At 36.2% G+C, this 15,418-nt stretch carries 12 protein-coding genes; 4 read left to right on the forward strand and 8 right to left on the reverse strand.

What is annotated here, in order from left to right:
- Positions 1–11 precede the first annotated feature (11 nt).
- Together DLK05_RS10420 and DLK05_RS10425 are read right to left on the reverse strand one after the other, a co-directional pair.
- The gene (locus DLK05_RS10420) at positions 12–323 is read right to left on the reverse strand and encodes a DUF6787 family protein (RefSeq protein ID WP_127343948.1); all 312 of its coding nucleotides are present in this window, start codon (positions 321–323) and stop codon (positions 12–14) included.
- Between the two features lie 250 nt (positions 324–573).
- A complete protein-coding gene (locus DLK05_RS10425) occupies positions 574–2,214 on the reverse strand; it encodes a peptide MFS transporter (RefSeq protein WP_127343949.1) in 1,641 nt (546 codons plus the stop codon).
- A gap of 425 nt (positions 2,215–2,639) precedes the next feature.
- On the opposite strand from DLK05_RS10425, the gene DLK05_RS10430 reads away from it, so the two are divergent.
- Positions 2,640–4,151, forward strand: a complete 1,512-nt coding sequence (locus DLK05_RS10430) for an NAD(P)H-hydrate dehydratase (protein ID WP_127343950.1) — start codon at positions 2,640–2,642, stop codon at positions 4,149–4,151.
- 156 nt (positions 4,152–4,307) lie between these two features.
- Positions 4,308–5,450 (forward strand): DUF4831 family protein, encoded by a 1,143-nt coding sequence (locus DLK05_RS10435; RefSeq protein WP_127343951.1) that lies wholly within the window; start codon positions 4,308–4,310, stop codon positions 5,448–5,450.
- 119 nt (positions 5,451–5,569) lie between these two features.
- Here the strand turns inward: DLK05_RS10435 and DLK05_RS10440 are convergent, their stop codons facing one another.
- The 3 genes from DLK05_RS10440 to DLK05_RS17525 form a co-directional block, all read right to left on the reverse strand.
- Complete coding sequence (locus tag DLK05_RS10440) at positions 5,570–6,820, reverse strand: porin family protein (protein ID WP_127343952.1); 1,251 nt, start codon at positions 6,818–6,820, stop codon at positions 5,570–5,572.
- A 202-nt stretch (positions 6,821–7,022) separates the two neighbouring features.
- Positions 7,023–7,610, reverse strand: coding sequence for an LURP-one-related family protein (locus DLK05_RS10445; protein WP_127343953.1), 588 nt, complete (start codon positions 7,608–7,610; stop codon positions 7,023–7,025).
- Positions 7,611–8,019: 409 nt separating this feature from the next.
- A complete protein-coding gene (locus DLK05_RS17525) occupies positions 8,020–8,163 on the reverse strand; it encodes a hypothetical protein (RefSeq protein ID WP_209319831.1) in 144 nt (47 codons plus the stop codon).
- Positions 8,164–9,004: 841 nt separating this feature from the next.
- Here DLK05_RS17525 and DLK05_RS10450 point away from each other — a divergent pair.
- Positions 9,005–10,468 carry an aminoacyl-histidine dipeptidase gene (locus DLK05_RS10450; RefSeq protein WP_127343954.1) on the forward strand — a complete coding sequence of 488 codons (1,464 nt, stop codon included), beginning with the start codon at positions 9,005–9,007 and terminating at the stop codon, positions 10,466–10,468.
- 244 nt (positions 10,469–10,712) lie between these two features.
- Here DLK05_RS10450 and DLK05_RS10455 read toward each other — a convergent pair whose 3' ends face one another.
- Genes DLK05_RS10455 through DLK05_RS10465 form a run of 3 tightly spaced genes read right to left on the reverse strand, consistent with a single transcriptional unit; the run spans position 10,713 to position 13,756 of the window.
- Positions 10,713–11,162, reverse strand: coding sequence for a DUF2062 domain-containing protein (locus tag DLK05_RS10455; RefSeq protein WP_127343955.1), 450 nt, complete (start codon positions 11,160–11,162; stop codon positions 10,713–10,715).
- 21 nt (positions 11,163–11,183) lie between these two features.
- A complete protein-coding gene (locus tag DLK05_RS10460) occupies positions 11,184–12,290 on the reverse strand; it encodes an alanine racemase (RefSeq protein ID WP_127343956.1) in 1,107 nt (368 codons plus the stop codon).
- A gap of 47 nt (positions 12,291–12,337) precedes the next feature.
- The gene (locus DLK05_RS10465) at positions 12,338–13,756 is read right to left on the reverse strand and encodes a nicotinate phosphoribosyltransferase (protein WP_127343957.1); all 1,419 of its coding nucleotides are present in this window, start codon (positions 13,754–13,756) and stop codon (positions 12,338–12,340) included.
- A 184-nt stretch (positions 13,757–13,940) separates the two neighbouring features.
- On the opposite strand from DLK05_RS10465, the gene DLK05_RS10470 reads away from it, so the two are divergent.
- A complete protein-coding gene (locus DLK05_RS10470) occupies positions 13,941–15,365 on the forward strand; it encodes an MFS transporter (protein WP_127343958.1) in 1,425 nt (474 codons plus the stop codon).
- Positions 15,366–15,418 lie beyond the last annotated feature (53 nt).

Raw genomic sequence — 15,418 nt, forward strand, 5'->3', positions numbered from 1 at the left:
GGGATTGCTGATCATGGAGTTGGAGTACTCTTTTTTTTTGGTAAAAAGCGACCAAGCATTTTCTTTTCGAATCTCCAGAAGAATTCAAACTGCCCCAACAGACTTCCTACGATAATGAGTAGAACCTGATAGCTAGGGGTTATTATGAGTATACTCAATACAATTTTAATGATCAAATTAGTATCTGGCCCTATAGAAAGATATTCAAATACGAACTTGCGCGCCGTAACGGCAAGGCTACCAGTAACAGAGAAGGCGATGAAAATAAGTACCAAGCGTATGTTAGAAGTAACTCCCCATCTCCTTTTAAGTTTTTCAAACATGAATTTTTATTTAGAATAGTTTTGAATAAGACAAATATAGTATAAAAATACTTTTAGGTCTGAAATAGGAGATGAAATTTCTGTTTGATTTCATTGATGTATAGATAGGAAACGACATAAACATTTACAATTTAAATCGATAGTATGGATTTTTAGGACCTTTTGCGAAAGCAGTGGAGTTTGCATAAAAAAAGAGCTATCGAAATAGTATCGATAGCTCTGGAATTATTTAATAGAATCGAGTTCCTATTTAGGATACCTTTTCCAGTTTTTTCATGATAGAGAAAATGAATGTAGCAGCAATGAAACACAAAACAATGAAGATGGTCCATACTTGCCAAATTTCAACTCTCTCGTATAAATAACTACCAACACCTAAAAACAGGTTACCAACAGCTGTCGCACCTAACCAACATCCTTGCATGATTCCCTGATATTTTGGAGGAGAAACTTTTGATACAAAAGATATTCCCATCGGACTCAAGAACAATTCAGCAATTGTCAAGGTGAAATAAGTACTAATCAACCAACCAGTACCAACACGAAGATGATTTGGATCTGCCTGCATTGCATTAAATGGATCTAAACCTAAGGAACCAATTAATAGAATTAAGAAACCAACAGAGGTAATGATCATACCAATACCAATTTTTCTTGGAGCTGATGGTTCTTTGCCTCTTTTGTTTAGCCATGCAAATAATCCCACAATTATCGGTGTAAGTAAAACAATCATCGTTGGATTAAAGTGCTGGAATAACTCTGGAGAGAATGGGTTCACCTCGGGATTTTGGCTATAAAAATAATAGGTTGATAGAGCCGAAACAGCAAAAACAACTGCACTGATTAATTTAGTTTTAGCAGAGGATTCTCTTTTTAGGAGAGAGCTTAATGCAAGAATTCCAATTACAATGGATAGTAAAGACCAAATATTAAATACCAGATAAGTTGCAGGCCCAACGCTTGTAACTGTATAGTCTCTGGCAAAGAAACTCATGGTCAAACCATTTTGATGGAAAGCCATCCAGAAGAAAATCACTACTCCAAATACAAGGAATAGGGCAGTAAGTCTTTGTTTTGTTTCTGCTTTCGACATTTCAACTACTGGTCCATTGGCTTCTTCTGCTTTTTGAACATCTGGAAGATGTCTTTTGTATATAGAATAAACAACCAGCGAAAGAATCATGGTTAATCCTGCTACACCAAAAGCATAGTTAAATCCATCGCTATATACAGAAAGATAATTGCTTGCAAAACTGGATAAATCAGCAACATGAGCACCAGATACTTTATCAGCCAGAGTTTGTAATTCAGAAGTTATTCCTGCATCAGGAGCAGCCTGAAATTTGTGAATTAAAGCAGGAAGTGCATCATCACGCAAAAATCCTTTTGATTTGATAAACCAATTGATGATTCCGGCTGCAGCACTTGGAGCAAATAAAGCACCAACATTAATCCCCATATAGAATACACTAAAAGCAGAATCTCTTAAATGAGAATATTTTGGGTCGTCGTATAACTGGCCAACTATTGCTTGTAGATTTCCTTTAAACAAGCCATTCCCAAATGCAATAATAAATAATGCAAAAACAGTGAATATCAGTCCAAAACCAGGGATAGCCATTAAAACATATCCGGCAAGCATGGTAATCAAACCAATGTAAATAATGCCTTTGTAGTTTCTCGTTTTATCGGCAAGTAATCCACCAACAAGGGCTAATCCATAAATGGAACCGTAAAATATGCTGTATATCATACCTGCTTTGGTGGCAGATAAACCATATTTTGCTGTTAGGTAGTAAACCAAAATCCCCATCATGGTATAGAAGCCAAAACGCTCCCCCAGATTGGCGAAAAATGCGACGTAAAGTCCTTTAGGATGTCCTTTAAACATAAATGTTAGTTTTAGTTATTTAATGGTTTCGTTTTAATTCTGAGATTGACAAATATATAGAAAAAAAGCACATGCCTATAATCAATTACTATGCTATTGGTCATATTTAAATCGATTTCGGTGTCGATTCCAGATTGAAAAGTTTAGTATCTTTGATTGTGGGGCTATAACAGGGTAGATTCCAGATGTTAGTAAGGCAGAATTGGAAGGCTAAAAGACAAAAAGGAAAGAGACTTTGTAAATTCTTATTCAATGCAAGTCAATAAAGCTCTGAATTAAAGTCGAAAATGAATTATTTACAGCATCCATTTTTAATCCGATAAACCGAAAGCACTTTGAGTAGTAAATGAATGCTATAAAAAGAATGGGATAGTATCCAATTGAGAAATAGAAATCAAAAATAATCCACAAGAAAATTATAACACATGAAAATATACTCTACCAAACAAATTGCTGCTATCGATGCTTTTACCATTGAAAATGAACCCATTTCCAGTATTGATTTAATGGAACGCGCTGCCGGAGAATTGTGTAAGTGTATTTTGGAAAAATTTCCGGAACCAATCTCCTGTAAGGTATTTGTCGGTCCGGGAAACAATGGTGGCGATGGTCTGGCTCTGGCTCGAATGCTTGCAGAAAATAAATATACGGTAGAGGTGTATGTACTTCAAATTAGCAGTCATCTTTCTGCCGATGCAACAACCAATTTACAAAGACTAAAGTTGTTGGGGAACATTGCATTATTTGAAATAGATGCAGCAGAAGCCATACCATGGATTTTCCCCGATGATTTGGTGATCGACGCTATTTTCGGAGCAGGTCTATCTCGCCCGATTGCTGGTTTTGCGCTTGATGTAGTAAATGCCATTAATGCAAGTGAAGCTACTGTTGTTGCAATTGATATTCCTTCGGGTTTAATGGGGGAAGATAATTCTCAAAATAATAGAAAGGGAATTGTGAAGGCAGATATTACCCTTAGTTTTCAATTTCCGAAACTGGCTTTTCTCTTTCCCGAAAACGAAGCATTTGTAGGGGATTGGAAGGTGTTGTCAATTGGTCTTCATCCTGATGCGATAGAGAAAGGAAAGACTCCCTTTAAAATGTTAAGTCGCGATTTTGTAAAAAACTTATTGATGCCTCGTAAAAAATTCGATCACAAAGGAACTTACGGGCATGGTCTCCTAATTAGTGGAAGCTACGGAAAAATGGGTGCTGCAATCCTGGCATCACGGGCAAGTCTGCGGTCGGGAATCGGATTACTCACCTCTCATATTCCGCGTTTGGGTTATCAAATCCTGCAAACAGCAGTTCCCGAAGCCATGGTAAGTATCGATCGGTCGGATATTATTTTCACCGAATATCCCGATTTGAGTCAGTACAAGGCAGTGGCCATTGGTCCGGGTATCGATAAAAAACAAAATTCCTTTCGGGCAATGGTTGACCTATTAAAGGAAGTGAAAGTACCTGTGGTTATCGATGCAGATGCCATAAATATAATAGGGGAACATCCCGAATTGAAGGAACATCTTCCAATGGGTTCTGTTTTTACACCACATGTAAAAGAATTTGAGCGATTGGTTGGGGAATCAAAAGATAGTTATACCCGAAATTGTATGCAGCGAGAGTTTGCCCAAAAACATAGTATTTGCCTTATTCTAAAAGGAGCTTATACGGCTATAGCTTGCCCCAACGGGAATTGCTATTTCAACCCGACAGGAAATCCGGGCATGGCAACTGCAGGTAGCGGGGATGTGCTGACCGGAATAATATTATCTTTGCTTTCGCAGGGATATCCTTCCAGAATTGCTGCAATTATCGCAGTATATTTACATGGCTTAGCAGGCGATTTGGCAGCAGAAGAGGTGGGGGTAGAGGCGTTAACAGCTGGTGATATTATTTCTTATCTGCCTAAAGCATGGCTAAGTCTTAAAAAATAATGGATATATAAACTCAGGTATGAGTTCAACTTGTACCAGTGGAATTCGATAATAAATTACAATTAGATAGCGCAATCAGCGTTTATAAGCGAAAACAATATATAAAATGATTTGAAAAGGCGTTTGTGCAACGTCTGCATCTAAAAAATATGTGAAATGAATCGATCGATAATTAAAAACTTTTCAGTAATTCTTTTACTTGTAGTATTGCCATGGAATACGATGGCACAGAAAAGAAGAGCTCTTGAAACGCCCAGTACTGTTGTTTATGCATTGCCAAAAACTGTTTTAAAACTAGATGTTGTAGCCGAAAAAACGATTTTAAAGCGAGGTCCATTTGCCGATTTTGCCGAGAAGTATTTAGGACTATCAGATATAGTGAACCAAGACGGATTGGACTGGAAACTAAAATCTGTAAGGCTTACTGGAGTAGGAGAAGTGGATTCGGAGCAGTATCATAAAGTTACTACATCGGTAGATTATGAACCTGGATTAATTGCTTTAACCCCCGAAGGGTTGATTCGTGGGTTTAATTTACAGAAAGGGGAGGAAAAGATTCAGATGCAAAAGACACTTGCTATTGTGGATGAGGATATAAAGATTGAGTATGGCAAATTCTCTATCGACCCGATTTTAAAATATCGGGAAGATACCATATATAAGGTGGTTGAAACCGATACTGCATTTATAAAAGTGCCTGTTCTCGAAAAACAAGCTATGGAGAAAACATTGGAGGAGAAAGCAGCCGAAGCTGCCCATCAGATTTTTAAACTCAGAAAACGACGTTTTAAAATATTAACTGCCAACTTCGATCAGTTGCCACCCGATGGAAAAGCATATCAGGTAATTGTTGATGAATTGGCAAAATTGGAAAAGGAATATATGTCCTTATTTATAGGGAAGAGAGTAAGTTTCATGAAGCACTATCAATTTTCCTATACGCCTAAAAAAGGAGAAAAAGGAGGTGTGATTTTTCGTATGTCCCCTAAATCAGGTCCCGTTGGAGTGGATGATCTTTCCGGTCGTCCCATCCGAGTTGATTTTAAGAACTTGAATATCACCGATGAATTGGTTCTCTTGTCGAGTGTAGGCGAGCAGCCCCAAAAACAAATTTATTATCGTATTCCGGGAATGGCAGATGTTACTGTTTCAAATGGAAAAGATATCCTGTTTAGCAAACGAATGGGCATTGCGCAGTTTGGTAAGATTGCCAACATGCCAGCCGAAGTATTACTAAACGAAAACTTTGGTATTGAATTCTATCCTAACTTGGGCTCTATTAAAAATATTAGCAAATAGATCTGCAAGCTATCTTGAGCTTTTCGGCTTGGATAGCTTACTGTTTCAATAAGAAAAACAAAAAATCCCTTTCCGTTTGGAGAGGGATGTTTATTGTCCTATAGATTTGAAAATTTTTATTAGAATCGGTACCCAAATAATAGGTAGAATCTTTGAGTTATGGATTGAATTGATTTAGACATACCATTTCCTTTCTCATATCGTAATTCAAAAGATATTTTTTTGTGTTTTACTCCTAAGCCCAAAAGAAAACTTTGTTCATAACTTCTCGAGTCATCTAGCGCCTTTCCTTTATCTGTACTAACTGTAGTACCACGTGTTGATTTTTTAATTTGACTGTTCGTTTCACTAAATGCAAAGCCATTAGAGATACCACCATTTAGGTAGATAAATAGTTTTCCAATTGGGTATCTATATCTAATCAAGTTGTTTAATTTTAAATACGATTCACCTATTTCATTATAGGTTATAGCGTAGCTATCTTCGTTTATATAGTCATCATATTGTGATGTATAAGTAGCAGATGTGTAAAACAATTCATTACAAATAGACCATTTTTTTTGCTTTTTAGATAGAATTAAATCTAAAAATATACCTGCAGCAAAGTCGGTTGATTTTGAGAAATTAGTCTTGGTTAGAGTGAAAAATTTGCTATTATTAAATTTAAGGCTACTGAAGGATGCACCCGATAGCAAACCTAATTCAACAGATATCTTTTCCTTCTTCTTTTGAAATGATATTTTTGTTTGGGATATTGAATAATAATATTGGAAGAGTTTCTTTAAACTCTTGAGATTATATTTATAGATTTTAAATTTTGATGAGCTTGTAATATAATCTTTTAGATATTCTGATAGTTGCCCCAAGTATTTTTTATTCTCAATTTGAATTTGATTTCCTTCTTTTTCTTTTAGGTACTTTTTGTAGATTAATAATTCAAATTTTGAATCTTTTTTGATGTAAAAATTGACGTTCCCATTTTTGCTTTTTAGATAGTAAAGACTTTTATTTCCTTTAATTACTGTCTGAAGAAAAATCGTATCCTTGTGCAAATGCAATGATGGATCAGTCGTTAATTTACCTGTATGATATGCGCTAGTTTCAAAATTAATGATGGCACTTTCATATATTTCATTTGCCACTCTAAATTCAAGTAAATCGCATGGTTTATAAATATTTACTTTATTGGTTATCTTATCTTTAAAAGTAATTTCGTGTGGGTTTTTAATCCAATCTCTAAAATCAATGAATCCAGATACAGTATCTTTCTGATTATTAATAATAATGCCTGGTTGAAAATTTTCCTGTGAAAAGGACACTTGAAATAGCAATATCCCAAGTACTAATAGTACTGTTTTTTTAACTTTCATAATGAAATAAATGTAGAGTTTGTGAGTTAAAGTGTTATTTATTTGAAATTGAAAAATAATCTGAAATAGGATGCCTTATTTTGAGCCAAATAATATTGTAAATATCAATTAAGTTGGATTTAGCGTGTTCCGATAATCCCAACTTTCTGTTGATTTATTATAGATATAAAATTCTAAGATTTAGAAAAATGTAATATTTTATTTACTCCTTCAACACCATGTCAATAGACATTACTGCTGCAAGAATCAAGAGTCTTAGCGGAGTATCAGCGGGTACTTTCGGTGCAATTTCCAGCATGTAATTATCTGCGCTGGTGAATAGTTCTTTGCCTAAGCCGTTCCATTTTTTTGCCACATGAGCAAATTCATCTTCGTTTTTGATAAACTTAAAATTCCAGCTGGTCCATTTTCCTTTTAGAGTACACAGGTAGTTATCGTTCGGGTCGAGAACATTAAATTTACCCCCAATAGAGAAGAATTGCTGTTTGAATTTACCTACCAGCTTATCCTTATCGTCGAGTACCTCAACTGTGGAAACAAAGAAGGAAACACCACGTTTCACACTTAGTACTTTTTCGCCTGTTTTGGTTTTTATTTCGATATGAAAAGGAGTCATCCTTTTATAATCAGTAAAGCGTAATAATTTTGTAAAGAAACCTAGTTTTTCTTCCCGGCATTCGAGTATGATTTCTTGAGTAGTTGGGTCGAGAATGTCGTAGTTATTGGCAGCTTTGAACAAACCAACATGTTCTTTTACAAAGAATAGGTTACGATTTAGAATTGGGTGCATAGTTCTTTAGTTTAGGTTTAATCTTTTGAGTTATAATTAGTTTCAAATTTTTTAAGTTTAATAACAAGTATTTGGATAAAACACCTATCATAAAAAAAATCAAATCTAACAAAATTATTTTATTTGTGATATAAATTTTTTCCTTATTTATGTAATTACAAATTAATATTGTCTTACACGTTTCTGATCGCTTATGTCTTTTATTGCAAACAAGATATTTATGGCTAATAACCCTATAAATGCCTTATTTTTGAACAATAGTATCTTGAGCAAAGCGCTAATTTATTAGGACAATTTGGATTAAAAACCCATTCTCTGGAAATGCTGTGTTAGCTGCATGATTATTAGTTGTAATATTTTGAGGCAGGAGAAATTTATCTATCATGAAGAACTACCATACACGTACAATCTATTTCATCTTATATAAACTCAGCTTCAAGTCTTCCAATACAAACTTCAAGTCTTCCAATTTGAATTTCAAGTCAACTATTTTACGCTTCAAGTCTTCCAATACAAACTCCAAGTCAATTATTTTACGCTTCAAGTCTTCCATGGCAAAGTTCAGGCCTTACATGGAGGTGTTAGCATTAGTAATGTATAGATGTAAACCCATAAAGCAAATCTGCAAGTCTGTTTAAATAAGGAATAAGCCTTTCATCATCAGAACAAAGGGTGTAATACTCCGCTGTCAGCCTATTATTAGTCGATGTTAGCCTTTAATTTTACGATACAAGCCTATAGTCTTCCAAGGCAAGCCAAACATTTTCCGGCACAAGCCAATCATATAGCTGGGCAAGCCTGTAAACATGCGCCATCCATTTATAATAGTAAGGGGAAAGCCAACGAATATAACCTACAATTCTATCATAGGCAGACAGTAGCTAATGTCAGAATTGCCTGAAAGAAACCAAAAGAGCTGCGTACATTGAACAGGTTTATTTGAAAAACGTCAATTATTAATAAGCTGTGAGAATAGAGCAATCTGTGAGTGTTAGGGGCCTGAGAATATATCCAGAGTAATGGCACTACCAAATTATGCAGCTGCGCTTTGATATATATTGCGGACAGGTTTATTTCTGTCATCCTGAATGGCGGAAATTAGGAAAGGATCTGCTCACATTCCGATAAGAATGTTGTGAAAGAAAGTTATAATTCAATACTTGGTGCATTAGTATCTGCTTTGTTTTAATATTATCCATCTTAATTAGAAATTAACTTCTGGGATTTGAATTGCTCTGGGATTTGAATTGCTCTGGGATTTATCCCAGAGACAAATATTAAAATATCTTAATTCCCACTCTCTTTTCCTGATTCTCTTTTCGACTTTCTCAAAAAATATTACCTTTAGTGCTCTTAAATAATTAACACTAAAAATTTAACGGAGGAAAAATATAATGAGCAAAGAAATTTTAAGCCTCGAGCCCAAGGCAATCTGGGAAAACTTTTATTCATTAACTCAGATTCCACGTCCATCGAAGCACGAAGATGCAATTCAGGATTTCATGTTGAAATTCGGTCAGGATCTAGGTTTAGAAACCATCAAGGATGCAACTGGTAATATCATCATCAAAAAACCAGCTACAGCAGGAATGGAAAATCGCAAGTGCGTAGTAATGCAGGGACACCTGGATATGGTACCTCAAAAAAATGCAGATACAGACCATGATTTTGAAAAAGATCCTATCACTGCAATTATTGATGGCGATTGGGTAACTGCACAGGGAACTACCCTTGGTGCCGACAATGGAATGGGTGTTGCTGCAGCAATGGCTGTTTTGCAATCAAAAGATATAGCACATGGTCCTATTGAGGCTTTGTTTACTGCCGATGAGGAAACCGGAATGACAGGTGCTTTTGGTTTAGAGCCAGGTATATTAAATGCAGATATTCTGCTTAATATGGATTCTGAAGACGAAGGCGAATTGTATGTTGGTTGTGCAGGTGGTATCGATGCTAACATTAGCTTAAAATATAAAGAGGAAAAACTAGACAAAGGATATGTAGCGCACAAACTATATATGAAAGGTCTTAAAGGGGGACACTCTGGAATGGAAATCATTCTTGGAAGAGGAAACTCTAATAAATTGTTGTTCCGTTTCTTAAGATATGCAACTAAGAACTTCAAAATGAAGTTGGCTGCTGTTGATGGTGGTTCTTTGCGTAATGCAATCCCTCGCGAATCGTTTGCTGTGGTTGCTGTACCTGAGAAATACAACGAAAAATTTCTTGCTGCTGTTGCCGAATTCGAGGCTACTTATAAAGCCGAATTATCTGCTGTAGAGCCAGATTTGGCATTCTTTGCCGAAGCAACAGATACTCCTAAGAATGTATTCAAGAAAAAATATCAGAAAAAACTGATTAATGCTATTTATGCTTGTCCAAACGGAGTTATCCGCATGAGCGATGACATGCCGGGATTGGTAGAGACTTCTCTGAATTTAGCTCGCGTAGTAAGCGAAAATGGAGTAGTAATTATTCAGGCTTTATTGCGTTCTTCAGTAAATTCAGCAAAAGACGATTTGGGACAAATGGTTGCTTCTACTTTCGAATTAGCTGGTGCTAAAGTGAAATTGGAAGGCCAATATCCAGGATGGAAACCAAATATGGATTCTCCTATCCTAAAAACCATGCAGGAAGTTTATAATAACAAGTATGGCAAGATTCCTGAAATCAAAGCTATTCACGCTGGTTTAGAGTGTGGTTTACTAGGAGCAGTTTATCCTAATTGGGATATGATTTCTTTCGGACCAACCATTCGCTACCCACACTCTCCTGATGAAAAAGTGAAAGTGGATACTGTGATTAAATTCTGGGATTTCTTGGTGGAAAGTTTGAAAAATATTCCAGTTAAAGAATAAATAAATCGTTTATCGATTGCAAGGGACGTGCTAGGGTGCGTCCCTTTTTTATTAACCTATTCTCTTCCTGGTTTTAGGGGGTTCCCTTTCAGGTCGGGCTTTCCGCTACTACTCCTCGTGCCATCCCACCATCCGGCACCACTGCGGGGTAACCGCTACAATCCCTAACCCATCCGCTGCGAGCATAGAGCTACTTAGTGTGCGATCTATACCGAAATTGAAAGACGCTTACTAATCTATGTTTTTATCTGAATTTCTTTAATATCAAATAAGCCACTATAAAGAAAAGTGCACCAACCAAGAAGGCAAAAATCAAGGATCCGATTACAAATTGGTAATAGTTTTCACCAAGACTTTTAAAACTCATTAATTGGGGAACTTCCTTTTGAAATGATCCGGTAAGTACCAAAGCACCGGTTTGGTATCCGGCAATAAGAATCAAGGGGATGAAAGGTGGGATACTGCTAATATTAACAGTTATTAGAGTTAATGCTTTATTCAGCCGAAACAAAAAGGCAAGGGAAACAGCAAGCACAGTTTGAAATCCCCAGACAGGCGAAAAGGCAAGAAAAATCCCTAATCCCAGCGAGAGAGCAATAACAAGATCCGAATTGTTTGCACAGGTAACTTCCGTAACAATGGCTTTCTTTAGCTTGTTGAGTTGGAATTTTTGTAAATATTTGGGATAATTCATTTATTCAATTGTAAGCAGTAATTATTTAGGCATCATCTCCAGCCAATTTCCATCTGTACTTAAATACTGTCCCATCAGGTTGGCAGTTAAACAGGAGTGAACAGGCAGAATACCAATTAAATCGCCTATCTGAAAGCTATCGAATAAGCCATCGCTACAGCGTATTATTCCATGTTCCTGCGATAGACTTGCCAGGTAAGCACCTCCTAATATTTCGCCCCATCCATTTTCGGAGATCCGTACAATGCTGCCAAATAATTTGGTGCCTTCCTCATCGGCTTCCAAATATTCTTTCGACAGGTGAATGGCTCCTCCATAAATCACTAGCTCTTTTCTATCTATATTGCGGGCAATAATGGGGCAGGCCATGGCAACAGCAATCTGGTTTTCGTCGCAGGAGCCAAGTACATATTGCATAACATCATAAAAAACAAAATTACCCGGTCGTATTTCATCAATACCATAAAATTCTTCGCTAATGCTGCATGCCGGAGTATCGCCCAACGAAACGATCAGATTGGGAATATCTTTTCGAAACAGATCTTTCAGTTCATTTAAATCCAAGAGGGCTTTGCTGTGGTTTTTGTGAATTTCGGTTTGATCTTTAGCCTTGTAATTCTGCCCTGTATGAGCCAAAAAACCTTTGCATGTTAATTTTTCAGCATCTTTCATTAAATCAACCAGCATACGAACAGATTCTGTAGCCTCTGTTGGTATTCCACATCTTTGATAACCGGTATCTACTTTAATGAAAATACCTACAGCATGTTTTAACTCTGACTCCAGAAACAGAATACTTTCTCTTGATTCCACCACTAAATTCAATTGAATTTTTGAGGCTAGTTTATCAATTAAATCTATTTCGCGAACATTTACAGGAATAGCAAGGGTAATATCCATCCATCCGTTATCGGCAAAATAATTGGCCATGCTCATAGAAGAAACCGCAATGGAATTTATACCTCTATCCATAAACCATTTTCCAATTTCAGACGATTGATGTGTTTTAAAATGCGGACGAAGAATGGTATTAGATCGTTTCGCTTTGGCAATCATAGCGTCGATATTCATCAAACACTTTGCTTTATCAAGTAAAAGGGTAGGGCGGATTATTTTGGATTCTAACATGATTTATAGATTTAATAAATTTCAATTTACTTCTGAAACGCTATCGTCTATTTAATTTTTAGTCGAATATTCTTTAGCATCTGATCTCTTAATTTAAGGAGATTGGCGGAGATTCCTACTTTATAAATATGCGGACTAATAAAACGTTTGTGTCCTTCGGGAAGTTGTTTAAATCGTTTTAGCAGGTAGGCATTTATTTCGGCTGGATTTTGATCTTCAATCAGGATTTCTCCATTTTCCATCACCTTGTGCAGGAGTTCTTCGCAAGTATATTTACTTATATCGGTATTCTTATCAGCATGAAAGGGATGATACAAACGATCTGTAGTCTTTTCATCTTCTAATAAAATACCATCACGGAAGAACCTCCCCTCTGCATCAAAATAGCGAACCAGCTTCTTCCTGCCGGGCATTGTAATCTTTTCAATGTTCTCTGATATTTTTAAACGGGGAATACCATTGTTGTCCACCAATTTATATACACCATCTAACGCTCCGGCATCTTTTCCTGTCACCAATTCTGTTCCAATACCATAACCATCTATCTGAGCACCCTGTTCGTTCAAACTCTTAATAACATATTCGTTGAGTTGATTGGATGCGAATATTTGTACATAATCTAAGCCTGCATCATTAAGCATTTTTCTTGCCCTTTTACTAAGATAGGCAAGGTCACCGCTATCCAAACGTATACCTAGCATTTTAGATCCTTGTGCTTCCAATTCTTTAGCTACAATTATTGCATTCGGCACTCCTGATTTTAAAGTATTGTAGGTGTCCACCAATAAAACGCTCGAATCCGGATTGATGCAAGCATATTTTCTGAATGCTTCCAATTCCTCATCAAAACTCTGAATCCAGGCATGGGCTTGTGTTCCCGTTACAGGAATCTGATAATTAAAGGCACTATATACATTAGAGGTTGAGTTTGCACCTCCAATCACAGCAGCCCTACTGGCATGAATTCCTCCTAAGCCTTGGGCACGGCGCAAGCCAAAGTCGGCAAAGGTTTTATTGCCCAACACATATCTTATGCGGCAGGCTTTGGTAGCAATTAGGGATTGAAAATTGAGATAATTCAACAGTAGTGTTTCAATAAGCTGGGCTTCAATAATATTTCCCTCCACTCGCACGATGGGTTCGTTCGGAAAAGCAATTTCTCCTTCCTTAATACTATAAACACTGGCAGTAAATTTAAATTTTAGGAGATAATCAAGAAATTCCTCCTTTAAGCCTGTTTTTCTCAGAAAATCGATGTTTTCTTTACTGAAACTAAAATTCTTTAGAATATATAATAAGTCCTGAAGACCTGCAAAAACTAGATATCCACCTTGATAAGGGTTGGTACGATAATAGTAATCGAAAACAGTTTGTTCATTTTTCTTTCCGCATAAAAAATATCCCTGAGCCATGGTAAGCTCATAAAAATCGGTATATAAACCAGTATTCTCTGATAATGTATTCATAGTATTAAATTAAATAGAATCAAGCCAAAGATAGGGATTAATACGCATGTGGCCTAGAAATGTGGAATCAATATGTATTGAATGAAACATGACAAATGCTTTTTGTTTCTTTCCGGATTAATCTTAATTTAGCAGGCCTTAAAAACACTCACTTAAACATTAATTAGGAAATAAAACAAAAAATATGACTGAATTAATAAGACGTAGTCTTCGGGATTCGAAGGCAGCAAGATGGGGAGCATTGGGGATAATTTCTATCACCATGTTTGCAGGTTATTTTTTAACCGATGTAATGTCTCCTTTAAAACCAATGCTCGAAACTGAGTTTGGATGGTCAAGTACTAGCTATGGTATTTTCACAAGTGCCTATGGATGGTTGAACGTATTTCTTCTAATGCTTATTTTTGGTGGAATTATCCTGGATAAAATGGGCGTTCGATTCACAGGACTCTTGTCTTCATTCATTATGGTAATAGGTGCTGCCATTAAATATTGGGCTATTACAAATCCTACATTGGTAGATCATACTATTTGGGGAATTCATGCTCAAGTATTTCTTGCATCCATAGGATTTGCGATTTTTGGTGTAGGTGTTGAGATTGCGGGTATTACTGTTTCTAAAATCATTGTAAAATGGTTTAAGGGCTATGAGATGGCCTTGGCAATGGGAATGCAGATGGCTGTAGCACGATTAGGTACTATGTTAGCAATTGCTGCTCCTGTGCCATTGGCAATGTATTTCTCAAACATACACACTCAGGTAGTAAATGGAGAGTTGGTAGAAAAAATGGGTCCAAGTATTTCGGCACCTATTGCTTTTGCATTAGTTCTTTTGGTGATTGGTTTCATTGCCTTCTTTATCTATGTGGGAATGGATAAAAAGTTAGATGCTTCAGAAGCTGCAAATGGCGAAGAGGCTGAAGATCCATTTAAGTTTAGTGATATAGGACAAATTGTTACCAATAAAGGTTTTTGGTTGATTGCTTTCCTTTGCGTATTATTTTATTCTTCGGTTTTTCCATTTATTAAGTATGCTGCGGATTTAATGGTGAATAAGTATGGCTTAGATCAGCAAACTGCTGGTATTATTCCAAGTTTATTGCCTTTAGGTACTTTGTTTTTAACTCCTCTTTTTGGTGGTGTTTACGATAAAATTGGAAAAGGAGCAACCATGATGATTATTGGTGCTGTACTTATTATCTTCGTTCACACCATATTTGCCTTACCAATATTGAATACTTGGGTTGTGGCTGTTATATTGGTTATCATCTTGGGTATAGCTTTATCTCTTGTTCCTTCAGCGATGTGGCCTTCAGTACCAAAAATTATTCCTGAAAAACAATTGGGTACTGCCTTTTCATTAATTTTCTGGATTCAGAACTGGGGATTAATGGGAGTACCATTATTGATCGGTTACGTATTAGATAAGTCTAATCCTCAAGTTGCAATTGCAAAAGCACAAGGACTTGAAGTTCCTTTGTACGATTATACCAATCCTATGATTATTTTTGCAGCTCTTGGATTTTTAGCAATTATAGTAAGTCTATTGCTTAAAAGAGAAGATAGAATTAAAGGTTATGGTTTGGAATTACCAAACATTCAAAAATAATCTTTCTTCTAATATAATTATTGAAAGCTGTCCTTAGGGACAGCTTTTTTTGT

Source organism: Ancylomarina longa, from assembly GCF_003996985.1.
In the GTDB taxonomy this organism is placed as follows: domain Bacteria; phylum Bacteroidota; class Bacteroidia; order Bacteroidales; family Marinifilaceae; genus Ancylomarina_A; species Ancylomarina_A longa.